This window comes from Halomonas jincaotanensis (assembly GCF_018448785.1).
Lineage (GTDB): Bacteria > Pseudomonadota > Gammaproteobacteria > Pseudomonadales > Halomonadaceae > Halomonas > Halomonas jincaotanensis.
This window is the reverse complement of sequence record NZ_JAHCLU010000001.1, coordinates 333,874-358,491: the sequence shown is the minus strand read 5'-3', so window position 1 is coordinate 358,491 and position 24,618 is coordinate 333,874. Positions and strand designations below refer to the sequence as shown.

General features: G+C 64.4%; 21 protein-coding genes and 1 tRNA gene. 9 read left to right on the top strand and 13 right to left on the bottom strand.

Annotation, left to right across the window (positions count from 1 at the left end; all coding sequences use genetic code 11):
* Positions 1-3 precede the first annotated feature (3 nt).
* Both KG088_RS01710 and KG088_RS01705 read left to right on the top strand, forming a co-directional pair.
* Positions 4-1,308 carry an L-fuconate dehydratase gene (locus KG088_RS01710; RefSeq protein WP_213823748.1) on the top strand — a complete coding sequence of 435 codons (1,305 nt, stop codon included), beginning with the start codon at positions 4-6 and terminating at the stop codon, positions 1,306-1,308.
* Positions 1,309-2,733 carry an FAD-binding oxidoreductase gene (locus tag KG088_RS01705; protein WP_213823747.1) on the top strand — a complete coding sequence of 475 codons (1,425 nt, stop codon included), beginning with the start codon at positions 1,309-1,311 and terminating at the stop codon, positions 2,731-2,733.
* Here the strand turns inward: KG088_RS01705 and hpaI are convergent.
* From hpaI to ltnD, 11 genes are all read right to left on the bottom strand, one after another.
* Positions 2,730-3,503, bottom strand: a complete 774-nt coding sequence (gene hpaI, locus KG088_RS01700; protein ID WP_213823746.1) for a 4-hydroxy-2-oxoheptanedioate aldolase — start codon at positions 3,501-3,503, stop codon at positions 2,730-2,732. The two genes, KG088_RS01705 and hpaI, sit on opposite strands and share 4 nt — an antisense overlap.
* Positions 3,504-3,558: 55 nt before the next feature.
* Positions 3,559-4,461, bottom strand: coding sequence for a DMT family transporter (locus KG088_RS01695; RefSeq protein WP_213823745.1), 903 nt, complete (start codon positions 4,459-4,461; stop codon positions 3,559-3,561).
* A 37-nt stretch (positions 4,462-4,498) separates the two neighbouring features.
* Positions 4,499-5,377, bottom strand: a complete 879-nt coding sequence (locus KG088_RS01690; protein WP_213823744.1) for an NAD(P)-dependent oxidoreductase — start codon at positions 5,375-5,377, stop codon at positions 4,499-4,501.
* Between the two features lie 189 nt (positions 5,378-5,566).
* On the bottom strand, positions 5,567-6,841 hold the full coding sequence (locus tag KG088_RS01685; protein WP_213823743.1) for a TRAP transporter large permease: 1,275 nt from the start codon (positions 6,839-6,841) through the stop codon (positions 5,567-5,569).
* Entirely contained in the window at positions 6,838-7,407 is a 570-nt protein-coding gene (locus tag KG088_RS01680; RefSeq protein WP_213823742.1) for a TRAP transporter small permease, read from the bottom strand. The genes KG088_RS01685 and KG088_RS01680 overlap by 4 nt, the downstream gene beginning before the upstream one ends.
* A gap of 59 nt (positions 7,408-7,466) precedes the next feature.
* Complete coding sequence (locus KG088_RS01675) at positions 7,467-8,459, bottom strand: TRAP transporter substrate-binding protein (RefSeq protein ID WP_213823741.1); 993 nt, start codon at positions 8,457-8,459, stop codon at positions 7,467-7,469.
* Positions 8,460-8,566: 107 nt separating this feature from the next.
* Positions 8,567-9,529: a D-erythronate dehydrogenase gene (denD, locus tag KG088_RS01670; protein WP_213823740.1), complete on the bottom strand. Its 963-nt coding sequence runs from the start codon at positions 9,527-9,529 to the stop codon at positions 8,567-8,569.
* 32 nt (positions 9,530-9,561) lie between these two features.
* Positions 9,562-10,362 carry a 2-oxo-tetronate isomerase gene (otnI, locus tag KG088_RS01665; RefSeq protein WP_213823739.1) on the bottom strand — a complete coding sequence of 267 codons (801 nt, stop codon included), beginning with the start codon at positions 10,360-10,362 and terminating at the stop codon, positions 9,562-9,564.
* A gap of 36 nt (positions 10,363-10,398) precedes the next feature.
* On the bottom strand, positions 10,399-11,046 hold the full coding sequence (otnC, locus tag KG088_RS01660; protein ID WP_213823738.1) for a 3-oxo-tetronate 4-phosphate decarboxylase: 648 nt from the start codon (positions 11,044-11,046) through the stop codon (positions 10,399-10,401).
* The gene (otnK, locus tag KG088_RS01655; RefSeq protein ID WP_213823737.1) at positions 11,043-12,419 is read right to left on the bottom strand and encodes a 3-oxo-tetronate kinase; all 1,377 of its coding nucleotides are present in this window, start codon (positions 12,417-12,419) and stop codon (positions 11,043-11,045) included. Before otnK ends, otnC begins: the two co-directional genes overlap by 4 nt.
* A gap of 2 nt (positions 12,420-12,421) precedes the next feature.
* Positions 12,422-13,357, bottom strand: coding sequence for an L-threonate dehydrogenase (gene ltnD, locus KG088_RS01650; protein ID WP_319941364.1), 936 nt, complete (start codon positions 13,355-13,357; stop codon positions 12,422-12,424).
* 115 nt (positions 13,358-13,472) lie between these two features.
* Here ltnD and KG088_RS01645 point away from each other — a divergent pair, with 115 nt between their 5' ends.
* The gene (locus KG088_RS01645) at positions 13,473-14,528 is read left to right on the top strand and encodes a LacI family DNA-binding transcriptional regulator (protein WP_213823736.1); all 1,056 of its coding nucleotides are present in this window, start codon (positions 13,473-13,475) and stop codon (positions 14,526-14,528) included.
* A 63-nt stretch (positions 14,529-14,591) separates the two neighbouring features.
* Here KG088_RS01645 and KG088_RS01640 read toward each other — a convergent pair whose 3' ends face one another.
* Positions 14,592-16,013, bottom strand: coding sequence for a sigma-54 interaction domain-containing protein (locus KG088_RS01640; RefSeq protein WP_213823735.1), 1,422 nt, complete (start codon positions 16,011-16,013; stop codon positions 14,592-14,594).
* Positions 16,014-16,230: 217 nt separating this feature from the next.
* On the opposite strand from KG088_RS01640, the gene speB reads away from it, so the two are divergent.
* The 4 genes from speB to KG088_RS01620 are packed head-to-tail and all read left to right on the top strand — an operon-like array spanning position 16,231 to position 21,729.
* A complete protein-coding gene (gene speB / locus KG088_RS01635) occupies positions 16,231-17,181 on the top strand; it encodes an agmatinase (protein ID WP_213823734.1) in 951 nt (316 codons plus the stop codon).
* Between the two features lie 50 nt (positions 17,182-17,231).
* Positions 17,232-18,617, top strand: a complete 1,386-nt coding sequence (locus KG088_RS01630; protein ID WP_213823733.1) for a YjiH family protein — start codon at positions 17,232-17,234, stop codon at positions 18,615-18,617.
* A gap of 11 nt (positions 18,618-18,628) precedes the next feature.
* A complete protein-coding gene (locus tag KG088_RS01625) occupies positions 18,629-20,239 on the top strand; it encodes a 5-guanidino-2-oxopentanoate decarboxylase (protein WP_213823732.1) in 1,611 nt (536 codons plus the stop codon).
* 11 nt (positions 20,240-20,250) lie between these two features.
* Entirely contained in the window at positions 20,251-21,729 is a 1,479-nt protein-coding gene (locus tag KG088_RS01620; RefSeq protein ID WP_213823731.1) for an aldehyde dehydrogenase family protein, read from the top strand.
* Positions 21,730-21,802: 73 nt separating this feature from the next.
* Here the strand turns inward: KG088_RS01620 and KG088_RS01615 are convergent.
* A tRNA-Ala gene (locus KG088_RS01615) sits at positions 21,803-21,878 on the bottom strand.
* A 199-nt stretch (positions 21,879-22,077) separates the two neighbouring features.
* Here KG088_RS01615 and KG088_RS01610 point away from each other — a divergent pair.
* Positions 22,078-22,725: a response regulator gene (locus KG088_RS01610; RefSeq protein WP_213823730.1), complete on the top strand. Its 648-nt coding sequence runs from the start codon at positions 22,078-22,080 to the stop codon at positions 22,723-22,725.
* Positions 22,726-22,789: 64 nt separating this feature from the next.
* Positions 22,790-24,604, top strand: coding sequence for an excinuclease ABC subunit UvrC (gene uvrC, locus KG088_RS01605; protein ID WP_213823729.1), 1,815 nt, complete (start codon positions 22,790-22,792; stop codon positions 24,602-24,604).
* Positions 24,605-24,618: the final 14 nt, after the last annotated feature.

Below are 24,618 nucleotides of genomic sequence, written 5' to 3'. Positions count from 1 at the left end.
ATCATGACTACCATCACTCGCGTCGAGGTCCAGGACATCCGCTTCCCGACATCGCGCTCGCTGGACGGCTCGGACGCCATGAACGCCGCGCCGGACTATTCGGCCACCTATGTGATCCTGCACACCGACGACGACAGCGGCCCCCAGGGTCACGGCCTGACCTTCACCATCGGCCGCGGCAACGAGATCGTCGTCACCGCCGTACGCTCGCTCACCCCGCTCCTCGAGGGCCGCTCGCTGGAGGCGATCACCGCCAACATGGGCGTCTTCTGGCGCGAGATCACTGGCGACAGCCAGCTGCGCTGGATCGGCCCCGACAAGGGCGCGATCCATCTAGCCACCGCCGCCCTGGTCAACGCCGTCTGGGACCTGTGGGCCAAGCGCGAAGGCAAGCCGGTGTGGAAGCTTTTGGCCGACATGAGCCCCGAGGAACTGGTGCGCTGCCTCGACTTCCGCTTCGTCACCGATGCCTTGACGCCGGAAGAAGCCATCGCGCTTCTTCGCAAGCAGGCGCCTGGCAAGGCCGAGCGCGAGGCCGAGATGCGCCGTGACGGCTTTCCCGGCTACACCACCTCGGCGGGCTGGCTCGGCTATTCCGACGATAAGGTCCGCCAGCTCGCCCGCGATGCCCTGGCTGAGGGGTGGACGCACTTCAAGCAGAAGATCGGTGGCGATCTGGACGAGGATGCCCGGCGCGCCGCCCTGCTGCGCGAGGAGATCGGCTGGGACAACGTGCTGATGATGGACGCCAACCAAGTGTGGGAGGTCGACGAGACCGTCGCCAAGATGCGCCGGCTGGCCGAATTCGACCCACTGTGGATCGAGGAGCCCACCAGCCCCGACGATATTCTTGGTCACGCCGAGATCCGCCATCGCGTCGCGCCAATCGGCGTGGCCACCGGCGAGCATTGTCACAACAAGGTGATGTTCAAGCAGTTCCTGCAGGCCGACGCCATCGACTACTGCCAGATCGATTCCGCGCGGCTGGGCGGGCTCAATGAGGTCATCCTGGTGGTACTGATGGCCGCCAAGTTCGGCGTGCCGGTCTGTCCGCACGCCGGCGGCGTCGGACTGTGCGAATACGTCCAGCACATCTCGCTGTTCGACTACATCGCCGTCTCGGGCAGCCTCGACGGCCGAGTGCTGGAATACGTCGATCATCTGCACGAGCACTTCGTCGATCCTGTGTCGGTCCGCCGTGGTCGCTACCAGGTGCCCACTGCCGCCGGCTATAGCATCACCATGCACGACGACTCGCTTTCCCGGCACCGTTTCCCGGACGGCGCCGCCTGGCAGGAGGACAGCTAAATGGCCGATACACCGGAGATTCTGGACCTTCTCGAACGCCGGCTTGGTGAGCGTGCGGTACTTCGCGACCCGGCGGATCAGGCCCGCTACCTCAGCGACTGGGCGGGCGATTACCTGGGCATGCCGCTGGGGGTGGTGCGACCGTCCAGCACTGCCGAGGTCGCCGAGGTCGTGACGCTTTGCCGTGAACATGGTGTGCGCATGACGCCCCAGGGCGGCCACAGCGGCCTTGTCGCCGGCGCCCTGCCCGACCGCGACGGCGGCGAGCTGGTGATCAGCCTGGAGCGCCTGAACCGCATTCGCGACATCGACCCGATCAACTTCACCATGACCGTCGACGCCGGCTGCATCCTCGAGACCATCAAGCAGGCCGCCGCCGAACACGACTGCGACTTTCCGCTCTCGTTTGGTGCCCAGGGCAGCTGCCAGATCGGCGGAAACATCGCCACCAACGCCGGCGGCCTTAATGTCTTGCGCTACGGCATGATGCGCCAGCTGGTGCTGGGCCTTGAAGTAGTGATGCCCGACGGGCGGATCTGGAACGGCCTGCACGCCCTGCACAAGGACAACCGCGGCTACGACTTGAAGCAGCTGTTCCTGGGCAGCGAGGGCACACTGGGTATCGTCACCGGCGCCGTGCTCAAGCTGGTCCCGCGTCCCGAGCAGAGCCGTACGGCCCTGCTCGGCCTGCCTTCGATCGAGGCCGTGATCGAGCTGTATGGCCTGGCGCGCCGCGACTGCAGCGACCTGCTCACCGCCTTCGAGCTGATTCCCCGGCGCTGCATCGAACTGGCCATGGAAGCGACGCCGACACTGCGCGACCCGCTGGACGACGCGCACCCCTGGTACGTGCTGCTGGAAGTGGCCGCCACCGGCCAGGTGGACCTCAGCGCCATGCTCGAGCACCTGCTGGAGCGTGGCATGGAACGCGAGCTGATCGTCGATGGCGCCCTGGCGAGCAGCGACAGCCAGTCGCAACAGCTGTGGCAGTTCCGCGAGAGCATGCTCGAGGGCCAGCGCCTGCGAGGCGAGCACCTGCGCACGGACATTTCGGTGCCGATCTCGGCCATTCCCGCCTTCGTCGAGCAGGCCACGCGCGCGATAATGAACGCCTCGCCCGACTGCGAGATCATCGCCTATGGCCATATCGGCGACGGCAACCTGCATTTCAATATCCTGCCGCCGACTGCACTCGACGATGCCGACAAGGGGCACCATCTGCATGAACTGGAGGATGAGCTGTTCACGGTTCTCGATGACTTCGGCGGCAGCATCAGCGCCGAGCACGGCATCGGCAGGACCAAGCAGGCGCCCTACCTGGCGCGACTATCGCCCCTGGAACACGATATGGCCCGGGGCATCAAGGCGCTGTTCGATCCCGAGGGGGTGATGAATCCGGGGCGGATCCTGCCCGTTGAGCGCTAGCGTTCGCGACGAAAACGTCCGGCCAGGCCGTACATGGCGTTCATGAGCAGCAGGGTGTCGATGCCCACACCCACGAACGAGCACCCGGCGGCCAGATAGCCATGGGCCTCGTCCTCGTCGACGGTAACGATGCCGGTGGCCTTGCCGACCGAGCGGACACGGGCAATGGCGTCGCTGATCGCCTGGCGCACCTCGGGATGGCCCGGATTGCCCAGGTGCCCCAGAGCGGCGGAGAGATCGGCCGGGCCGATGAAAACGCCATCGACCCCTGGCGTCGCGGCGATGGCGTCCAGGTTCTCAAGGCCGGCCACGGTCTCCACCTGTACCAGCAGGCACATTTCCTCGTCGGCCCTGGCCAGATAGTCCTCTACCTGCCCCCAGCGCGCGGCACGGGCCAGCACATGGCCGACACCGCGGATACCACGTGGTGGGTAGCGCATGGCGGCCACCAGGCCGGCGGCCTGCTCGGCGGTTTCCACCATCGGCACCAGCAGAGTCTGTACGCCGAGGTCCAGATACTGCTTGATCAGCACCGGATCGCCGACGGGGGGGCGCACGATCGGGTGAGACGCATAAGGTGCGATAGCCTGCAATTGACCCAGCAAGGTCGCCAGGTCGTTGGGCGAATGTTCGCCGTCCAGCAACAGCCAGTCATAGCCCGCCGTCGCGGCTATCTCCGCGGCATAAGGACTCGTCAGTCCGAGCCACAGGCCGATCTGTCGCTCATCGTCGCACAGTCGCTGCTTGAAGGTGTTGGTTGGCAGTTGCATCTCGTCCTCGTCGATTGGCAATCCGTGTACAAATCAGCTTGCCTGTCAGCCACCGTCAGCCAGGAAGCGCCGCGCGATAACGCATCTCGAGGCGGCGCTCATAGAGCCCCTTGGCCAACATGGTGGCCAGCACCAGGCCACCGCCGGTAAAGGCGAGCGGCGTCGGCCGCTCTCCCAGTATCCACCACATCCAAAGCGTCCCCACCACTACCTCAAGCAGCAACAGCAGGCCCACTTCGGCGGCCGGCAGATACAACGGTCCCCGCTGCAGCAGGGTGACGCCGAGCGGCACGATGACCAGGCACAGCAATACCACCAGCCATAATCGATCCCATGGCGGCATGCTGAATTGTCCACCGCTGGTCACCGCCAGTCCTGCACCAACCCCGACGATCAAGCCAGCAAAGGTCAGCATCGGGCTCATGTCGACCCCGGGACGCGTGCGGCACAGCGTGAAGTTGATCGCAAGCGTGGTCGCCGCCAGTAACGCAAAGCTGTTGCCCAGCAAGGAGCCGACGCCGGCATCGTCGATCACAATGAGGCTGATACCGACCATGCACAGGCCAATCGCCAGCCAGGTACGACGCGGCAACCGTTCGTTGAGAAACACCCGCGAGAGTGCCGCGGCGATCAACGGCGCCCCCGCCAGAATCATCAGCACATTACCGCCACGGGTATATTGATTGCCCAGCACGAAGCCACAGGTGGTCATGCTGAACAGCAGCGCCACCCCAATGCCGGTCCAGCCGCAGCGCCGATAGGCATGCAGGGTGCCACGACCATGACGGGCGACGACGATCAGCAGAAACCCCAGTGCCGACAGCAGGCCACGCCACATCAGGATCTCGGCGTCGGGAAGCCCGGCCAGCTTGATCAGCAGCGCATCGGGCGACATGACCAGCGCTCCGCCGCCGGTGAGCAGCAGCCCCTGCTGGCGATAGGAAAGGGATGACGTCATCGCGACCGCTGTTCCCCGCCGGTGAGCACGCCCCAGATCAGGAGACGTTCTCCTGAAGCACGCGAATCACTTCGGGGACCGACACGCCCTGATCCTCGATTCCGGCGTAGAGGTGGTGCACGGCGGCAGCGACGCCGTCGGACACCCCGAGCTGCTCGGTCATGGCATGGTAATAGCCGAGGTCCTTGTTGGCGTTGGCCACGCTGAAGCGAAAACCGGACGGGTCCGCGGAGGCAATGAAAGGCCGCAGGCGCTCGAAGATGACACCACCCCCGCCGCCCTTGCCCAGCACCTCGAGCAAGGCGGCGTCATCGATGCCGGCAGCGCGCGACGCCACCGTTGCCTCCGCCAGCACCGCCGAGAAACCCAGCGACACGAAGTTGTGCAGCAGTTTCAGGGTATGGCCGGCGCTGACCGGGCCGGCATGCGCGATGTGCTCGGCGAAGCTCTCGAGCAGCGGGCGCACCTCGTCGAACAACGTCTCGGACGCCCCGACGATCAGGTTGAGACGGCCCTCCTCGGCTTCCTTGGGCGTGCGGGTCATCGCCGCATCCATGAAGCGACCGCCCGCCGCCTGCACGCGCGCGGCCACCTGTTGCGTCGAGCTGGGCAGGGCCGTGGAACAATCGATAACCACGCTATCGGGCTTTAGGCCCTCCAGAACGCCGCCAGCTTCGAACAGCACGGCCTCGACCTGGGGCGAGCCGGTCACGCAGAGGATCACCACCTCGGCGGCCTCGGCCACCTCGCGCCCCGAGCTCTTGGCTATCGCTCCGTCGGCCAGCAGGTCGTCCACGGGCTGATTGCCGGCATGGTCCAGAAAACACAGGCGATGGCCAGCGCCCAGAATATTGCGCGCGATGCCATGACCCATCAGGCCCACACCGATCAACCCGACATTGATTACCTGATGCATATCGCTCCCTCTCCTTGTTGTGTACGAGGCTTGTCGTGTTCGAGGCTTGCCATGTCGACGAGTGGCAGTGTAGCCCGGAAAACGCACTAAGCGGTGACGGGCAGCATCTCGGCAATTCCCGCCTTCTTGGCCATCGCAGCTAACGGCTGCATGGCAGCGCTCCTTGTTTTTGCATCAATAGCGTTGGCGTCAATAGAGCAAATCGACCAGCCCCATGGAGATCCAGGGCATGTAGGTGATCGCCATCAGGCAGACCAGTACCACCAGCACGAACCGCACCAGCCAGGGCAGCATCTGATCGATGGAGATCTTGGCCACCGCACAGGCGGCGAAGAGATTGACCCCCAGCGGTGGTGTGATCATCCCAAGCGCCAGATTGACCACCATGATCAACCCGAAATGTACCGGCTGAATGCCGAACTGGATGGCGATCGGCGTCAGGATCGGGGCCAGCACCAGAATCGCCGCCGACGTCTCGATGAACATCCCCACCACCAGCAGCAGGCCATTGACGGCCAGCAGGAAGGCCCAGGGACTCTCGAACACCCGGTTGACCCAGTCGGCGATCTCGGCTGGCAGGCCCGAGCGGCTGATGAGGAAGCTGAATAGCGCCGCCGCGGCGATGATCAGCATCACTGCAGCCGTAGAAATCACGCTCTGCCTCAGGATTACCCACAGATCCTGCAAGCGCAGCTCGCGGTAGAGCAGGCCGCCCACCGCCAACGCGTAGAACACCGCGACCGCCGATGCCTCAGTGGGCGTGAAGATGCCGCCATAGATTCCGCCGATCACCACCACCGGCATCAGGATCGCCGCCCAGGCACGCTTGAAGGCGACGGTAAACACACTGCGATCCTCGCGATCCTGCAGTCCATAGCCGCGCAGCTTGCAGAAGACATACAGGAACAGCAGCAAAGCGCCACCGATCAGCACCCCCGGGCCGATGCCGGCGATGAACAATTGACCGATCGAGGTATCGGTGCTCACGCCATAGAGAATCAGCGGGATCGACGGGGGAATCAGCACGCCCAACTCGGCGGAGGAGGCCTGGATCGAGGCCGCCAGCGGCCGCGGATAGCCGTGGCGCACCATCGCCGGGATGAGGATGGCGCCGATGGCGAAGGTGGTCGCTACGCTGGAGCCCGACACTGCGGCGAACATCATGCAGGTCAGCACGCAGCTCATCGCCAGGCCGCCCTGAACGCCGCCGACGATCGACTTGGCAAGATCGACAAGACGGCTGGAGATGCCACCAGCCGCCATCAGGTTACCGGCCAGGATAAAGAAGGGAATCGCCATCAGCGGGAAATGGTCGATACCCACGAACATCTGCTGCGGCACCATCAGCAGCGGCAGACGCGAGAAGAATTCAATGCCGATGATCGAGGCCATCAGGATCGACATGGCGATCGGCACACCGACCGCAAACAGGATAACCAGCGACAGACCGATGACCAGGTTCATGGGCGATGTCCTCCATCATTGCTGCTGGAGTGACTGACCGTATCGATCTTTGCCTCGGGCGCCACTTCGCTGTTTTCCGGGCCGAGTTTCTCCAGCCCCATCGATTGCGCCAGCAGCCGGGCGACCACCGCGACCATGGCGAAGGCACTCCCGGTGGGGATCGCCGCGTAGGCCCAGGCGATCGACATGCCCAGGCCGGAGAGCGTCTGGCTGCGCACCCGCAGCGTCATCTGGATGCCGTACACCATCAAGACCCCCAACACCAACAGGCAACAGGCGCCGATGGCCAGCTCCAGGGCCAGCAGCGTGCGCCTCGGCATCAACTTGTAGATCAGCTCCACGGCCATCATGTAGCCACCGCGAAAGGTCGCGGCCGCGCCCATGAACACGCACCAGATCATGGTGGCGCGAGCAATCACTTCCGACCAGGTGGAAGGCGCGTTGAAGATAAATCGCGTCAGGACCTGAAAGAAACCCAGCGACACGGAGATGATCAGCATCACCACCGCGATCACCAGAGCCAGCCGGGTCAGCAGGCTTTCCAGGCGAAGAAACCAGGAGAGCATCGGGATCACCTTGTCAGGAAAAGGAAACCTCCGGCGGCCACGCCGGAGGTTGGGTGGGATCAGCAGTCGCTGGCGCGGATACGGTCCAGCATTTCGCTGCCGTACTCATCGGTATAGATCTCGTAGGCGGGTTCGACGGCCTCCTGAAACGGCGCCGGGTCGACATCGGTCTTGACGGTCATGCCCTTCTCGCGCAGCAGCGCCACACCTTCTTCTTCCAGACGGCTGACTTCCTCCCGAGTGGCCTCAGCCGACGCTTGCGCCGCCTGGTCGAACCACTCGCGCTCCTCGTCGCTGAGGCCGTCGAGCAGGATCGGTGACCCTAGAATCGCGGCGGGCGAATAGACGTGCCCGGTGAGCGATAGATGATCCTGCACTTCCCAGAAGTTAGTCGCCACGATGACGGTGATGGGGTTCTCCTGGCCATCCACAGTGCCCTGCTGCAGTGCCGTGAAGAGTTCGGGGAAGGCCATCGGGGTCGGGCTGGCACCCAGCTGACGGAACGCCTCCTGGTGCACCCGGTTCTCCATGGTGCGCACCTTCAGCCCTTCGGCATCTTCCGGCGTGTTGATCTCGCGCAGGCTGTTGGTCATGTGGCGAAAGCCGTTCTCCGACCAGGCCATGCCGACCAGGTCGTGATCGCTCATCTTGGTCAACAGCTCTTCGCCGATTTCGCCATCGAGCACACAGCGCGCCTGGTCGTAGTCCTCGAACAGAAACGGCAGGTCGAGCACATAGGTCTCGGGCACGAAGTTGCCCAGCGGTCCGGTGGAGGTAATCACCACATCCACGGTGCCGATCTGCAGGCCTTCGATCATCGCCCGCTCGCCACCCAGCGAACCGGAAGGATGTTCGTTGACCGTGAACTCACCATCGGAGAGCCGCTCCAGGGTCTCCTTGAAGGCATCGGCGCCCACAGAATAGTGAGAGCTGTCCGACAGGGTGTGCCCCAGGTTCACCTCGGTGGCGGCTTGGGCGTGAAAGGCCATGGCCGTGGCGGCCAGGCCGCCGATGGCGACGGTCAGCGTGCGGCGTGCAAAACGTCTGGTCATGATACTGCCCTCTTATTCTTGATAACGCTCGGATGGTCGGGTCGCCTGCCGTTGCCGACAGGCGGTCACCCTGGGTTGCCGCCGTCCTCTTCGGGCAGGCGGCTTGCTCATTGGCGCTCGTCAACGAACGCCTCGATGATCTCGCGAAAACGGCTATCGCCCTCGAACCCCAGCCGTCGGGCCTTGGCGGTATCGAAACGCGCCGGCCAGCTCGAAACGATAGTGGTGATGCGCGCATCCGGCTCGTGGCGCACCCTAGCCACGGCCTCGTCGCCCGCCACCTCGCGCAACGTCTCGAGCATCTCGCCCACGCTGACCGTGATACCGGGCAGCATGAAGGCGCGAAAGGCTCCCAGCGAGGCGCCGTCCACTTCGCCGGCATGCACCAACGCCTCGATGACCTTGCCCGGCGACATCACGAACATCTCGAGTTCGGTAGGCACCGGGCAGATGGCGTCTTCGTCATTCAACGGTTCGCGCAGGATGCTGGAGGCGAAGCTAGAGGCCGCCGCGTTGGGGCGTCCCGGCCGAATCACGATGGTCGGCAGGCGCAGCACGCAACCATCGACGAGTCCACGGCGGCTGTAGTCATTGATCAGCAGTTCGCACATCGCCTTCTGGGTGCCGTAGGAGTTCTGCGGCTGCAGGGCGGTCATGTCGTCCAACTGCGCCGGCATGTCGCCGCCATAGGCGGCCACCGAGCTGGCCATCACTAGGCGCGTAGCGGAGAGTCCGCGCTCGCGACAGCCCTCGAGCAGTGCACGGGTCGCGTCGAAATTGACCGCCATGCCAAGGTCGAGATCGGCTTCCGCCGCCGAGCTGACCACTGCAGCCAGGTGATAGATCACCGCCGGGTGTGCATCGAGCACGGGACCAAAGGCGCCAGGCGAGGTGATATCGAGGGCCAGGCAGTCGATCTCGACACCGGGCGCCTCCGGTCGCGGCGCCTCGATCTGATCGATCAGCGTCAGGCGAGTGAGTGCCTTACCATTCAGCTCGCCGCGATCAAGCAACTGGTTAACGAGGCGCTGGCCGAGAAAGCCGGCGGCGCCGGTAATGGCGATATGCATGTTGTCTCTATCCTGTCCGGGAAATGTGATCGTCAGTGGCTCGGCTTCAAGCCCAGTTCGCGACCCCAGCCTAGGCCGGCACGGGTCGTCCCGGCTGGGCGGTATTCGCAGCCGATCCAACCGGAGTAGCCGAGTGCCTCGATACGCTCGAACAGGGCGGGATAGTGCACCTCACCGACGTCGGGCTCATGGCGCTCGGGCACCCCGGCGATCTGCACGTGGCCGATGGCCGCGAACTGATGCTCCAGGTGACGAATCAGATCGCCGTCCATGATCTGGCAATGGTAGAGATCGAACTGCAGGCGCAGGTTGTCGGCCCCAATCTCCCCCAGAACCGCCATGGCGTGCGCCTGGCGCGAAAGAAAGAAGCCCGGCATGTCGCGCGTATTGATCGGCTCGATCAGCACCTCGCGACCTACCTTGGCGGCCTCGCCTGCGGCGAAACGCAGGTTGGCGATATAGGTGGCCTGATGGGCGGCATGGGTTGCCTCGTCGGCGCCTTGTGGCAACAGACCGGCCATGGCGTGCACGCGCGGGCAGTCAAGCACCTTCGCATAGCGCAGCGCCTCCACCACCGAGTCACGAAATTCCGCCTCGCGCCCAGGCAGGCAGGCAATACCGCGCTCGCCCGCCTCCCAGTCACCCGGAGGCAGATTGAACAACACCTGCTCGAGGCCGGCCTCATCCAGCGCGGCACGCAGCGTCTCGGGGGCATGGTCATAAGGAAACAGGTACTCCACGCCGCGAAAGCCGGCTTCGGCAGCGGCGGCGAAGCGATCGAGAAAGTCATGCTCGGGGAACAGCATGCTGAGGTTGGCGGCCAGTCGGGTCATCGGAGGCTTCCTGATTGTCGGGTCGGGGGCTGCCGGTCAGTCGCGCGGAAAGCGCGCCTCGAGTTCGGCGACCTGCTCGGGTGTCAAGGCGCGAGGGTTTCGGCCATGCAGCAGCAGGAACAGCTTAGCCGTCTCCTCCAACTCCTCGGTGGCGTAGACGGCCGCCTCCAGCGACTTGCCGGCCACCACGGGGCCGTGGTTGGCCAGCAGCACGGCACTGTGCTGACCGGCCAGGCCGCGCACGGCATCGCCCAGACTCGGGTCGCCGGGAATATGGTAGGGAACCAGCGGCAGCTTGCCGACTCGCATCACGTAGTAGGCCGTCAGCGGCGGGATGCAGTCGTCGTGGTCGATATCCGGCAGGCAGGAGACGGCGACCGAGTGGGTCGAATGCAGGTGTACGATGGCGCCGGACTGCGGGCGCTCGGCGTACATCGCCATGTGCAGGAAGCTCTCCTTGGTCGGCTTGTCGCCCTCGAGTAGCCGGCCGTCGCGGTCCATCCGCGAGATGCGGGCGGGGTCGAGCCGCCCCAGGCAGGCGTTGGTGGGCGTCATCAGCCAGCCGCCATCGTCCAGGCGCACGCTGATATTGCCGCTGGAGCCCATGGTGAGCCCGCGATCGAACAGCGACCGGCCCAGGATGCTGATCTGCTCGCGCAGGCCATTCTCGTCATGCACGCTCATGAGGGTCTCCCGGTTGGCAGGACGTCGAACGCCCGGGTAAAGAAGTCCTTGCCGCCGAAGTTGCCGGATTTGAGCGCCAGTGACAGCGGGGCGTTACTGTCCGACCTTCCCGGCAGCGGCGCCTGGGTCCAGGGCACGCCGGGATCGATCTGCTCACCGATGCGCATCATGGTCACTCCCAATGCCGAGACCACGGCGCCGGAACTCTCGCCGCCGGCGACGATAAGTCTACCCACGCCTTCGCCGACCAGGGTGCTGGCCAACTCACCCAATGCCGCCTCGACCAGTTGGCCGGCGCGTTCAACGCCCAGCGCCGCCTGGGCGGCCTTGACCCGCTCGGGGTCGGCGGAGGCATAGACCAGCACCGGGCCGCCGTCGGCGAGACGCTCGCGCGCGAAGGAAAGGGCGGCCTGTAGATGCGCATCGCCTTCGGCTAGCGCCAGTGGCTCAAGGGCGAACCCCGGATGACGCTCGAGAAAGTGATCGACCTGGCCCAGGGTGGCCCGCGAGCAACTGCCCGACAGCACCAGGGCAGCGCCCGAGGCCGGTACCAGCCGGCCAGGGTCGGTAACCTCGTCGAGCCAGCCCCATCGGCGATACTGCGCCGGCAGTGCCTGTCCGAGACCCGAGCCACCCGTCACCAGCGGCATATCGACCACCGCCTCGGCCAGCACCGCGAGGTCGTCTTCATCCAGGGTGTCGCAGATCACGTGGCGAATGCCTTCGGCGGCCAGCGCCTGCAGGTGCCGGCGGGTCGCGTCGCCGCCCTGCACCAGCGTCGGGCGTGCCGCCAGGCCCACCGGGTGCGGCGTCTGGCGACCCAGCACCCGCACCAGGTCGGCATCGCGCATGGGATTGAGCGGATGGTGTTGCATGCCACTGTCGTTGAGCAGTCGGTCGCCGACGAACAGATGGCCCTGATAGACGGTGCGGCCATTGATCGGAAAGGCCGGCACCATCACCGTTTGAGAGCCCCCCAGACGCTCCGTTACTGTCGCCCGAAGCCGCTCGGTTTCTGTCGCCCGAAGCCGCTCCGTTTCTGTCGCCCGAAGCCGCTCCAGCAAGGCATCGGCCACCGGACCGATATTGCCGGCATCGGTGGAATCAAAGGTAGAGCAGTACTTGAAGAACAGCTGACGCGCGCCCTGGGCCTGCAGCCAGTCGAGCGCCGCCAGCGAATCGGCGACCGCCTCGTCTGCCGGGCAGGCGCGTGATTTCAGTGCCACCACCACGGCATCGACATCCTCGATCACTGTCGCGGGGTCGGGCACTCCGATCACCTGCACGCAGCGCATGCCGGCGCGCACCAGGTTATTAGCGAGGTCAGTAGCGCCGGTGAAATCGTCCGCGATGGCGCCCAGTACGATGGCCATGCTCAGTCCTCCCCGGGATCATTGGCGGCTTCAGGTAACGTGATACCCGACAGTCGCTGATAAACCTTGATCACCGCGGCGTCGTCCTCGCGGCCGAAACCGGCGCCCTTGGCTGCGGTGAACTGCTGCAGCGCACTCGACGCGACGGGCGTCGGCATGGCGAGCTCGCGCCCCGTCTCGTGCACGATGTTGAGATCCTTGACGAAGATATCCACCGCCGAGAGCGGCGTGTAATCGCCCTTCAGAATATGTGGCACACGGTTCTCGAACATCCACGAATTGCCGGCCGAATGGGTGATGACGTCGTAGACCGTGTCCGGGTCCAGGCCCATGCGAATGCCCAACGCCATCGCCTCGGCGGCGGTGGCGATGTGCACCCCGGCCAGCAGCTGATTGACCAGCTTCATACTCGAACCGATCCCCGGCTCGCTGCCCAACCGATAGACCGTGGCGGCCATGGCGTCGAGGGCCGGCGCCGCCTTGTCGAAGGCCAGCGACGACCCGGACGCCATCACCGACAGCTTCCCGGTGCGCGCCTTGGCAGCACCGCCGCTGATCGGCGCATCGAGCATCTCGAGGCCAGCGTCCGCCAGGCGCTCGCCCAGGTGCCGCGCGATGCTCGGCGCCACCGTCGCGCACTGCATGACCAGACCGCCGGGCTTGAGCGAGCCGACCACGCCCTTGTCGCCGAACAGCACCTGCTCGACCTGATCGGCGTTAACCACCACCAACAGCACGATGTCGGATTGGGCAGCCAGCGCCGCTGGGGTGCCGGCGCTCTGGCCGCCGCGGGCCGCGAAGCTCTCGCAGGCTTGGGGGGAAATGTCGAAGCCCGTGACCGCCAAGCCCTGCTCCAGCAGTGCCGTCGCGGTGCCCATGCCCATGGCGCCCAGGCCGATGACGCCCATCCTGGGGGTCGTTGTCGTTTCGTCGCTCACCTGACGCTCTCCTGCGGTTCGAATGCCGAGACTGGAAGCGCTGTAATGTTAGCGCTAACATCGTTTTAGTCGATTGATATCTCGACAGCAAGCCCAACGGCCAGGGGTGCGACCAATGTCTAATCGAAACGAGCTCCCACGACAGCGCCGCGGATCGGAACAGATCACGCTGAAGCAGGTGGCCGAGGCCGCTGGTGTCTCCGCCATCACCGTATCGCGGGCACTCAATACTCCCGAACGGGTCAATGACACCACACGCGAGCGGATTCTGGATGCCGTCGAACGGCTGGGTTATGTGCCCAACCTGGTGGCTGGAAGCCTGGCGTCGTCGCGCTCGCGCTTTATCGCGGTGATCGTGCCCTCGCTCGCCAACGCGGTGTTCATCGAGGTGATTCATGGCCTTCAGGAGGCCTTCGAGGCGCGGGGCTACCAGATACTGTTGGGCAATACCGATTACGACCTACAGCGCGAATACCAGCTGGTGCGCACCTTTCTTGGCTGGTCGTGTTCGGCCCTCGTCACTGCGGGGTTGCGCCATAACGAGGCCTGCCTGGGTCTGTTGCGCCAATGGGACAAGCCGGTCATGGAGGTAATGGAGCTTGGTGAGGGGCTCGACCTGAACGTGGGGCTGGATCACCAGCATGCCGGCCGCCACATGGCCACCCATTTATTGGAACGGGGCTATCGTTCGATCGTCTACGTCGGTGCTTGTATGGACAGAGACTATCGCGCCGCGATGCGCTTCGCCGGCCATCGCGAGGTGCTGGAGGCCGCTGGCCTGCCGACCCCACTCGTCGAGCTGGCACGTCTGGGCAGCCTGGAGGCTGGCGCCGAAGGGCTCGACCGGGCCCTGGCCGAACGGCCCGAGGCCGACGCCGTGCATTTCGCCAACGATGACCTCGCCGTCGGTGCCCTGCTGCATGCCCAGCGCCGGGGGTTGCGGGTTCCCCAGGATATCGCCATAGCGGGTTTCAACGGCCTACCGCTGGGCCAGCACGTCACGCCACGCCTGACCACTATCCTCTCGCCCAGGGCAACCATGGGCCGCGTAGCCGCCAAGCAGGTCTTGAAGCGCCTCGATCACGACTCGGATAACGCGCTTGATAACACCCTCAAACCGCCCTGCCAGCATGATGTCGGCTTCACGCTGTCAGTGGGCGAGAGCACCTGATACCGAGCGGAAGCGCCTGGCGACAGGGGAAGAAAATGGTTTTCGCCAAGCCGCTCACTGGAGCTACCTGGAGACCTTGAGCCCGTAACGCTTGAGCTTGCGCACAACAGTCGGTTGACTGATGCCCAGGCGCTCGGCAATAGCGTAGGTCGTCGGCAAGGTGTCGCAAAGCTCGGCCAACACCTGACGTTCGGCCCGTGCCAAATAGCCTTTCAAGGTCTCACTGTCCGTCATGCCGGACGGCATCGGTTCCTCACGGGATACGTCTGCATTCGCAGGCTCACGAGTGATAACGCGGGCTCTTACCGCCGATGCATCGATCTGATCGCCGGGGGTGGACAGCCAGGCCCGCTCCAGCCAGTTCTCAAGCTCCCGCACGTTGCCCGGCCAGTCGCCGCCCATCAGCTCAGGCCAGACACTGGCATGCAACAGCTTCTGGCGCCCATAGCGTTGGTTGAGCTGCGCCAGGCACGCCTCGACCAATGCCGGAATGTCGTCTCGGCGCTCGCGTAGCGGCGGCAAGGTGATCGGGATCACATTCAATCGATAATACAGATCGAGCCTGAATCCACCCTCCTCCACCCGGCGCGCCAGATCCTGATTGCTGGCCACCACCAGACGGAAGTCGACGCGGCGAGGTCGCGTGTCACCCAGACGGGTGAGGCTTCCATCCTGGATGACCTTGAGCAGCTTGGTCTGCATCAGCAGCGGCAGTTCGCCGATTTCGTCGAGAAAGACGGTGCCGCCCTCGGCCTGCTCGAGCAGACCCGCCTTGCCCTGGCGTGCCGCACCGCTGAAGGCACCCGCCTGATAACCGAACATCTCCGATTCAAACAGGTTGTCGGGAATCGCCCCACAGTTGACCTCGACGAAAGGACCATCGCCACGTCGGCTCCAGCGATGGAGCTGCCGGGCAAAGGCCGTCTTGCCGACGCCGGACTCCCCCAGCATCAGCACGGTGGCATCCGAGGGCGCCACGCGCTTGAGCAGCAAGGCGATTTCGCGCATGACCCCACTGCAAACGCACAATTCGCCTAGGGTTTCGTCCAGCGCCTGATCATCGGCACTGTGCGGCAAATGGTGACGCTTGAGATGCTCACTGAAGCGCTTCTGCAGCAGCGCATACTCGTCCTGAAGCAGTTGGAGATCCGTGAGGTCCCGGGAGCGACTGATGATTCGCTCGAGACGCCCGTCGACAAACACCGGATGCGCCTCGGAAATCGCCCGCCGACCGGTACCGGTCACCTGCATCAGCTGTGTCATCTTGCCGGTTCGCATGACTTCCAGGGTGATCGAAGGCTTTAATACGCCACGCGCCTCCAGTTCCTGGACCGTCGCGCCCATCAGCTCTTGACGTGACAGACCGTAAACCGCGGCGGCGCCCGGGCTGACGTCCAGCACTCGGCCATCGCCGGCGACGATGAAGAAGTGATCACTGGCGGTCTCGACGATGGTTTCCAGCACCTGCCGGTCGATATCGCTCACCCGAACTCCCGGTTCATGATGGTTGATCCATTATGGTATCGATGATTCATTTTCGCATCAAAAAACCATGCTTTTGATTCCCATATGAATCGCTTGCGGTGATCATGCGCTGCATGGCGGGCTTCTATACTTGGCACGAAAAGTGCTTAACGCTCTATAGAGTGCTTAACAACCGACACAACAGGGCCACGACATCAGGCCTCAACAAGGAGAGAGCATGAGCGATTTCAACCAACCCATGGGCGGCAACGAAATGCCCCGCTTCGGTGGTCCCGCCACCATGATGCGTTTGCCGACGCAGGATTCCGCCGAAGGCCTGGACGCCGCCTTCGTCGGCATTCCCATGGACATCGGCACTTCCAATCGGCCCGGGACGCGCCTGGGTCCGCGGCAGATTCGCGATGAATCGCGCATGCTGCGTCCCTACAACATGGCGACCCGGGCCGCGCCCTTCGATAGCCTGCAGGTGGCCGATCTCGGCGATGTGCCGATCAATACCTTTCACCTCCCGAAGAGCGTAGAGATCATCACCGCCTTCTACGACCGGCTGCTCGAGCACGATTGCATTCCCTTGACCCTAGGCGGTGAGCACACCATCACGCTGCCCATCCTGCGCGCCATTGCCAAGCGTCACGGCCCGGTGGGGCTGATTCAAATCGATGCCCATGCCGACATCAACGATCACATGTTCGGCGAGCCGATCGCTCATGGCACGCCCTTCCGTCGCGCGCAGGAGGAAGGGCTGCTCGATGCGCAACGGGTGGTCCAGATTGGCCTGCGCGGCACCGGCTATTCCGCCGATGACTTCGATTGGTCTCGGGACCAAGGCTTTCGTGTGGTCCCCGCAGAAGAATGCTGGTATCGCTCTCTCGCGCCGCTGATGGCCGAGGTACGCGAGCAGATGGGCGACGGGCCGGTCTATGTCACCTTCGACATTGATGGTCTCGACCCCTCGGTCGCCCCCGGCACCGGCACGGTAGAAATGGGCGGCCTGACCGCCTCCCAGGGGCTCGAGATCGTACGCGGCGCTGCCGGACTGAACATCGTGGGTGGCGACCTGGTCGAGGTCTCACCACCCTACGACCCCAGCGGCAATACCGCCCTGATGGGTGCCACACTACTCTACGAAATGCTCTGCGTACTACCTGGCGTCATGCGCCGCGATTAAGATTCCCTGCCAGCCCGATACGACAACGATAATTCAACCTGAGGTGCTTTATGCCATCCTCCCTCGATACATCCGACGACATAGCGCTTGAGGGCACCCCGCTCTCTCGGCACGGGCTGATCAAGTTCCTCGTGCCATCAATAATCGGCGTGCTGCTGTTCCTGGTGCCCTTCTCGATGGGCGACACCATCAACATCGGCATGGGGTTCGCCGCCGACGGCCTCAAGGCCTTGCTGGGGGACGCCCTGCCGGCTATCGCTACGGTAGTACTATGCCTGTCTGTGGTTCTGACTCTGGTGGTCAAGTTCACCCAGCCCCATTGGGCACGCGAAGGCATGCTCAAGGAACTGTTCGACGTGGCGCCATTGTGGGTGGCCATGCGGACGCTGGGTGCCGTCTTTGCCCTGATGACCTACTTCCAGTTCGGCCCCGAGTTCGTCACCGCCTCCTTCACCGGTGGCGTGATGCTCAACGACCTGGCGCCGGTTCTGCTCACCTTCTTCTTCTTCGCCGCCATACTGCTGCCGTTTCTGGTCGACTTCGGCTTCATGGAGTTTGTCGGCAGCCTGCTACGTTCCCCCTTCCGGTGGATCTTCGGGCTGCCGGGCCGGAGCGCCATTGACGCCACAGCCTCCTGGATGGGGTCGGGGACCGTGGGGGTGCTGATCACTACCCAGCAGTACGAGAAGGGCTTCTACAACTGTCGCGAGGCGGCGGCTATTGCCACCAACTTCTCTATCGTTTCCATTGCCTTCGCGATCCTGGTGACCACCTTCATCGGCATCAACCACCTCTTCGTGCCCTTCTACCTGACCGTGGTGGTCGCCGGTCTGGTAGCTGCGGTGATCGTGCCAAGGTTGCCACCGCTATCGCTCAAGCCGAACACCTACTACGAGCCAGTGGGCTGCCGCCTGCAGGAGGAGCGCACCGGCAACCAAGGCCTGCTGCGCTACAGCCTGGGCATGGCCGTTGCCCGCGCGGAGAAGGCCCCCGGTCCGCGGCAGCTGGTGCGCATCGCCCTGTTCAACGTCGCCGATATCTTCTTTGGCCTACTGCCGCTGGTCATCGCCATTGGCACCGTGGCGCTGATCCTGGCCGAGTTCACACCGCTGTTCACCTGGCTGTCGATGCCCATGGTGCCGATACTGGAATGGATGGGCCTGCCGGAAGCCGAGGCCGCGGCCCCCGCCACCCTGGTGGGCTTCGCCGATATGTTCCTGCCGGCGGTACTGGGCAGTAACATCGAGAGCGAGCTGACACGGTTCGTGATTGCCTGCCTGTCGCTGACCCAGCTGGTCTACATGTCGGAGATCGGCGCCCTTCTACTGAAGTCGAAGATCCCGCTGAAGCTATGGGAGCTGGCAGCAATCTTCCTGATCCGCACCGCCATCACCTTGCCGATCATCGTCGTCATGGCCCATTGGCTGGTTGGTTGAGGAACCCTGACATGACTTGTGCAGAACTGCTGATCCGATTGCTGCGCGACACCTACGGGGTGGATACCATCTTCGGCATCCCCGGTGTGCACACCATCGAGCTCTACCGCGGCCTGGAAAACAGCGGCATGCGCCACGTCACCCCGCGCCACGAACAGGGCGCGGGCTTCATGGCCGACGGTTACGCATGCGCCACCGGACGCCCCGGGGTGTGCTTCATCATCACTGGGCCCGGGATGACCAACATCGCCACGGCGATGGGCCAGGCACTCGCCGATTCCATCCCCATGCTGGTGATTTCGAGCGTCAACCGCCGCGACACCCTCGGGCTGGGTCAGGGACGCCTGCATGAGTTGCCCAGCCAGCAACAGCTCATCGCCGGGATCTCGCGTTTCAGTCACACACTGCTCGACCCCGCCCAGCTGCCCGTGGTTCTGGCCCGGGCCTTCACGGTGTTTCGCAGCGAGCGGCCCGGGCCCGTGCATATCGAGATTCCCATCGACCTGTTCGATGCGCCGGTGGCGACACCAAGCCAGTGGCAGCCGCCAACGCTGTATCGCCCGGCGCCGGACCCTCGAGGTCTCGCCCAGGCAGTGGACTGGCTCAGGACGGCCGAGCGCCCCTTGGTGCTGCTCGGCGGCGGTTGCGTGGATGCCCCCGATGCGGCGCGCCAACTGATCGAACGCCTCGACGCACCAACGGTGACCACGATCAATGCCAAGGGGCTGTTGGGCCGACACCACCCGCTCGACCTGGGCGCCAACGCCTCTCTACCGGCGGTGCGCGAATTGGCGGCGAATGCCGACGTGGTCCTGGCGGTAGGCACCGAGCTCGGCGAGACCGATTACGACGTCGTGTTCGACGACGGCTTCGCCCTGACCGGGCGGCTGATCCGCATCGACCTGGAAGCCCAGCAACTGGTGCGTAACCAAACGCTGGCACTAGGCATGGTGGGCGACGCCGGCCGTAGTCTCGAATTGCTGGTCGAGCGTCTACCGCACCCGATGCACAAGGGAGGCAAGGAACGTACGGCGCAGGTTCACGCCAAGCTGGACCTGGCCAACGATCCGGCCTTCGCGCCCTTCGTGCCATTCTATGCAGCCCTAGAGGCGGCGCTGCCGGAGGCCATCCTGGTCGGCGACTCAACGGCGCCGGTGTATGCCGGAAACCATCTGATCTCACAGCCGGCACCACGGCGTTACTTCAACGCCTCCACCGGCTACGGCACCCTCGGCTACGGCCTGCCCGCCGCACTCGGCGCCCAGCTCGGCCAGCCAGCACTGCCGGTGGTCGCGCTGGTCGGCGATGGCGGCGTGATGTTCACCCTCTCGGAACTCGCCACCGCCGTGGAAGAGTGCCTGCCGGTGTTAGTCTTGCTGTGGCACAACGCCGGGTACGAAGAGATTCGCCGCTTCATGGACGCCCACGGCGTCGAGCGCCTCGGCGTCGACCTCAAGGCCCCCGACTTCCTGACGCTCGCCCGCGGGTTTGGCTGTCTGGCGACGCGCGTCGACAGCCCTGCCAGCCTCGGCGACGCCCTGGCCAGCCGACCGCTGGACGGGCCGATGCTGATCGAAGTGGACGCCGCCGGCTGGCAGCGCTCGTTGGCAGCGCCTCAATGACGGAACCCCCAATGACACGACTCGACACGCCATATCTCGACAAACCCTGTCTCGACAAACAGTTCATCGACGGCCAGTGGGTCACTTCGCAGGGCGAACAACGCTTGCCGGTAGGCGACCCCTTTCGCGAAACGCTGATCGCCGAGGTCACCGCCGGCGACCCGGCCGACGTGGATGCCGCGGTAACAGCCGCTCGCCGCGCCCTGCCCGCCTGGCGGCGCTTGAGCGGCACCCGCCGAGCCGACTACCTCGATGGCTTCGCCGACGCGCTGACCAACCGCCGCGACGCGCTGATCGAGCTTTCCTCGACCAACAACGGCAAGGCCATGTCGGAAGCGGCGATCGACCTGGACGATGCCATCGCCTGCTATCGCTACTATGCGGGGCAAGCTCGGGCGCTGGATGCCCGCCAGGGAGAACCGGTCGCGGTGGAGATGGAGGGGGTCATCGCACGCTGCTATCACGACCCGGTCGGTGTCGTGGGGCTGATCACCCCCTGGAACTTTCCGCTGGTCACCAGCGCCTGGAAGCTTGCGCCGGCGCTCGCGGCCGGCTGCACGGTGGTGCTCAAGCCCTCCGAGGTGGCGCCGCTGCCCGAGCAAGTGCTGGCCGACATCGCCCTGGCGATCGAACTGCCTGCCGGCGTCTTTAACCTGCTGCATGGCGATGGCGAGGGCATCGGCGCCCCCCTCAGCCGCCATCCCGGCATCGACAAGGTCTCGTTCACCGGCAGTAACCGGGTCGGTGAAGCCGTCATGCGGGCGGCCAGTGCCACGACCAAGGGCATTTCGCTGGAGCTGGGCGGCAAGTCGCCGATCCTGGTCATGGACGACGCTGACCCGCGGCAGGCCGCCGACTGGGTGATGGCCGGGATCTATTTCAACTCGGGTCAGATCTGCTCGGCCACCTCACGACTGATCGTACACGAGGCCATCGCCGACGCACTTTATGCCGCACTGGCCGAGCGAATCGACGCCATCAGACTCGGTGATCCACTGTCCTCGACGACCGACATGGGACCGCTGACCAGTGCCCGCCAGCGGGACGCCGTACAGCGCTACCTCGACATTGCCACCGCCGAGCAGCTCGTCGCGGTGCGTGATGCCCGTCATCGAGAGCTGCCCGAGCAGGGCTACTTCCTGGCGCCGACGCTTTATCGTGACGTGCCGGTGACCAGTCGTCTGTGGCGCGAAGAGATCTTCGGGCCAGTACTCTGTGGCCGCAGCATAGCCAGTGAAGAAGAAGCCATCGAGTTGGCCAATGACAGCGACTTCGGCCTGGCCGCTACCGTGATCAGCGGCGACAGCGAACGCGCCCAGCGAATCGGCCGCCAACTGCAAGCTGGCAGCATCTGGTTCAACAGCGAACAGCTGGTGCTGCCAGAGACAGGCTGGGGCGGTTTCAAGCACAGCGGTATCGGCCGAGAACTCGGGCCCTGGGGCCTTGCCGCCTACCTGGAGGTCAAGCACATCATCGGCCCGGCGGCCTGAAGGTGAGCGTGCGAGAACCATGACCAAAAAAAGCCGCCTGGGGTTAAGCCCCGTGCGGCTTTTTTATCAATCTTGGTGGAGCCTAGCGGGATCGAACCGCTGACCTCAACACTGCCAGTGTTGCGCTCTCCCAGCTGAGCTAAGGCCCCACATGGTTCCGCATTGGCGAGAACGAGGCGTATTCTATGCATGCAGCCCATTCACGTCAACCGCCAGAGGGCAGGAATCATTACAGGCTCATGGCGAATTCCCCTTAGGGGCATCTTGTGTCACTCTTGGCAGACAAAACGACACCATCGTTGGCGATTTGCCGATGACTCGCTCTACGCTTTGTTGAGGAGATGCGCCTTGATTCGGGTTCTCGTTGCCGATGACCATCATCTGGTCAGGACCAGCATCGCTCACCTGCTGAATGCCGAAGAGGACATCAGCGTGATCGGTGAAGCGGTGGATGGCGAAGATGCTATTGCCCAGACACGCGAGTTAAATCCCGATGTCGTCCTGATGGACATTCGCATGCCGGGTATCGGTGGCCTCGAGGCCACTCGCAAGATCAATCGCGGCGACAACGACAGCCGGGTGCTGGTGCTGACCGCCTTTCTCGAGGAGACCTTCGCCCAGCGTCTGCTCGATGCGGGCGCCTTCGGCTTGATCAGCAAGGGCTCGCAGCATAACGAGATGGTCACCGCCATCCGGCGTATCTTTACCGGCCATCGCTATATCAGTCCCGAGATCGCCCAACGCCTTGTGCTGTCACGCATCGACGCCCCGTCAAACCCCTTCGACGGACTTTCCCATCGTGAGCTGCAGGTCGCGATGATGATCGTCAATTGCCAGAAAGTCGCCGAGATTTCCGATCGTCTGTTTCTCAGTCCCAAGACGGTCAACACCTACCGCTACCGGATCTTCGAAAAGCTCAGCGTCAACTCCGATGTGGAGCTCACCCACCTGGGGTTGCGGCATGGCCTGGTGGATGGCTTTGCCAGCGCCGACTGACGGCACACGACTCGGGGCGATCTGCTAGAATGTGGCTCCCGTTGACTGGGAGCTTTTGGGCTGCATGAGCTTCGATTCCCGACAATTTCTCGCCAACGTCAGCGAGTCTCCTGGTGTCTATCGCATGCTCGATGAGCAGGGCGACACCCTCTACGTCGGCAAGGCGCGGCGGCTAAGAGCTCGCCTGGCGAGCTATTTTCGCGGCGCGCTGAACACCAAGACTCAGGCGCTGGTGGGGCGAATCCATGACGTTCAGGTCACGGTCACCAACAGCGAAACCGAGGCGCTGCTGCTGGAGCAGACCTTAATCAAGGAACTGCGCCCGCCTTACAATATCCTGCTGCGCGACGATAAATCCTATCCCTTCGTCTTCGTGACCGACCGTCACCCGTATCCGGCACTGGAATACAAGCGTGCCCGCACCCGTGGCGACGATGGCCGCTACCTGGGGCCCTATCCCAGCAGCGGCGCGGTGCGTGAAAGCCTCTCGTTGATGCAGCGAATCTTTCGCATCCGCAACTGTGAGGACAGTGTCTTCGCCCACCGCACAAGGCCCTGCCTGCAGTACCAGATCCAGCGCTGCAGTGCGCCTTGCGTGGATTATATCGACCAGGACGACTATCGCCGCGATCTGGAGTACGCCGTGCAGTGCCTGGAAGGCAAGAGCGAGCAAGTCACCCAGGAGTTGACTCGCGAGATGGAAGCGGCCAGCGAAGCGCTTGCGTTTGAGGACGCGGCACGCCTGCGTGACCAGATTCAACAACTGCGTCAGCTTCAGCAACGCCAGTTCGTTGATACGGCTGGCGGCGACGCCGACGTCTTTGCATTGGCAAGCCGCCCTGGCGCGCTGTGCATCTCGGTACTTACCATGCGCCAGGGTCGTTTATTGGGCGCGCGGCACCATGCCCCTGCCAATGGCCTGGATCTCCCCGAGGATGCCCTGCTCGGTGATTTCGTCAGTCAATTCTATCTGGGGCAGGCACGCGAGATTCCCGGCGAAGTGATCGTCAGCCATCCGGTGCCGGATGCCAGCCTGATCGCCAGTGCCTTGAGCGAGCGTGCGGGAAAGCGTATCCGCTTCACCGACCAGGTACGCGGCCATCGCGCCCAATGGCGTGAACTGGCCCGCACCAATGCCGAGCAGCAGCTCGCCGGCCAGCTGGCCAACCAGACCCAACTCGCGAAGCGCTTCGAGGCGTTGCGCGACACCCTGTCCCTGGAAGACCTGCCCCGCCGCCTGGAGTGCTACGACATCAGCCACAGCCACGGGGAAGCCACCGTGGCTTCCTGCGTGGTGTTCGACGCGAACGGGCCGCGCAAATCCGATTACCGACGCTTCAACATAGAGGGTGTGGCCGCTGGCGACGACTACGCCGCCATGCGTCAGGTGCTGATTCGTCGCTTCAAGCGGCTGGCCGATGGCGAGGGGGAGCGCCCCGACATCCTGATCGTCGACGGCGGCAAGGGACAGCTCAACATGGCCCGCGAGGTTTTCGCCGAACTCGGCGTCACGGGGGTGGCCCTGCTCGGCGTCGCCAAGGGCACCACGCGCAAGGCGGGCCTGGAGACGCTGTACGTCGAGACGGTCGATAACAGCCTGGACCTGGAAGGCGCCTCGCCGGCGCTGCACCTGATCCAGCACATTCGCGACGAATCGCATCGCTTCGCCATCGCCGGCCATCGGGCGCGACGCGACAAGACACGCCGCACGTCCACCCTGCAGGAGATTCCCGGTGTGGGGCCGCGGCGGCGGCGCGAGTTGCTGCGCTTCTTCGGTGGCCTGCATGGGGTGAAACAAGCTAGCCGAGACGAACTCGCCAAGGTACCCGGCATCAGCGCCACCATGGCCGACGCAATTCATCGCGCCTTGCATGGATGATAACGCCCGAGCCG

Coding starts and splice junctions, on each gene's coding strand:
- KG088_RS01710 (WP_213823748.1), top strand. CDS start 4: ATGACTACCATCACTCGCGTCGAGGTCCAGGACATCCGCTTCCCGACA.
- KG088_RS01705 (WP_213823747.1), top strand. CDS start 1,309: ATGGCCGATACACCGGAGATTCTGGACCTTCTCGAACGCCGGCTTGGT.
- hpaI (WP_213823746.1), bottom strand. CDS start 3,503: ATGCAACTGCCAACCAACACCTTCAAGCAGCGACTGTGCGACGATGAG.
- KG088_RS01695 (WP_213823745.1), bottom strand. CDS start 4,461: ATGACGTCATCCCTTTCCTATCGCCAGCAGGGGCTGCTGCTCACCGGC.
- KG088_RS01690 (WP_213823744.1), bottom strand. CDS start 5,377: ATGCATCAGGTAATCAATGTCGGGTTGATCGGTGTGGGCCTGATGGGT.
- KG088_RS01685 (WP_213823743.1), bottom strand. CDS start 6,841: ATGAACCTGGTCATCGGTCTGTCGCTGGTTATCCTGTTTGCGGTCGGT.
- KG088_RS01680 (WP_213823742.1), bottom strand. CDS start 7,407: ATGCTCTCCTGGTTTCTTCGCCTGGAAAGCCTGCTGACCCGGCTGGCT.
- KG088_RS01675 (WP_213823741.1), bottom strand. CDS start 8,459: ATGACCAGACGTTTTGCACGCCGCACGCTGACCGTCGCCATCGGCGGC.
- denD (WP_213823740.1), bottom strand. CDS start 9,529: ATGCATATCGCCATTACCGGCGCCGCCGGCTTTCTCGGCCAGCGCCTC.
- otnI (WP_213823739.1), bottom strand. CDS start 10,362: ATGACCCGACTGGCCGCCAACCTCAGCATGCTGTTCCCCGAGCATGAC.
- otnC (WP_213823738.1), bottom strand. CDS start 11,046: ATGAGCGTGCATGACGAGAATGGCCTGCGCGAGCAGATCAGCATCCTG.
- otnK (WP_213823737.1), bottom strand. CDS start 12,419: ATGGCCATCGTACTGGGCGCCATCGCGGACGATTTCACCGGCGCTACT.
- KG088_RS01645 (WP_213823736.1), top strand. CDS start 13,473: ATGTCTAATCGAAACGAGCTCCCACGACAGCGCCGCGGATCGGAACAG.
- speB (WP_213823734.1), top strand. CDS start 16,231: ATGAGCGATTTCAACCAACCCATGGGCGGCAACGAAATGCCCCGCTTC.
- KG088_RS01630 (WP_213823733.1), top strand. CDS start 17,232: ATGCCATCCTCCCTCGATACATCCGACGACATAGCGCTTGAGGGCACC.
- KG088_RS01625 (WP_213823732.1), top strand. CDS start 18,629: ATGACTTGTGCAGAACTGCTGATCCGATTGCTGCGCGACACCTACGGG.
- KG088_RS01620 (WP_213823731.1), top strand. CDS start 20,251: ATGACACGACTCGACACGCCATATCTCGACAAACCCTGTCTCGACAAA.
- uvrC (WP_213823729.1), top strand. CDS start 22,790: ATGAGCTTCGATTCCCGACAATTTCTCGCCAACGTCAGCGAGTCTCCT.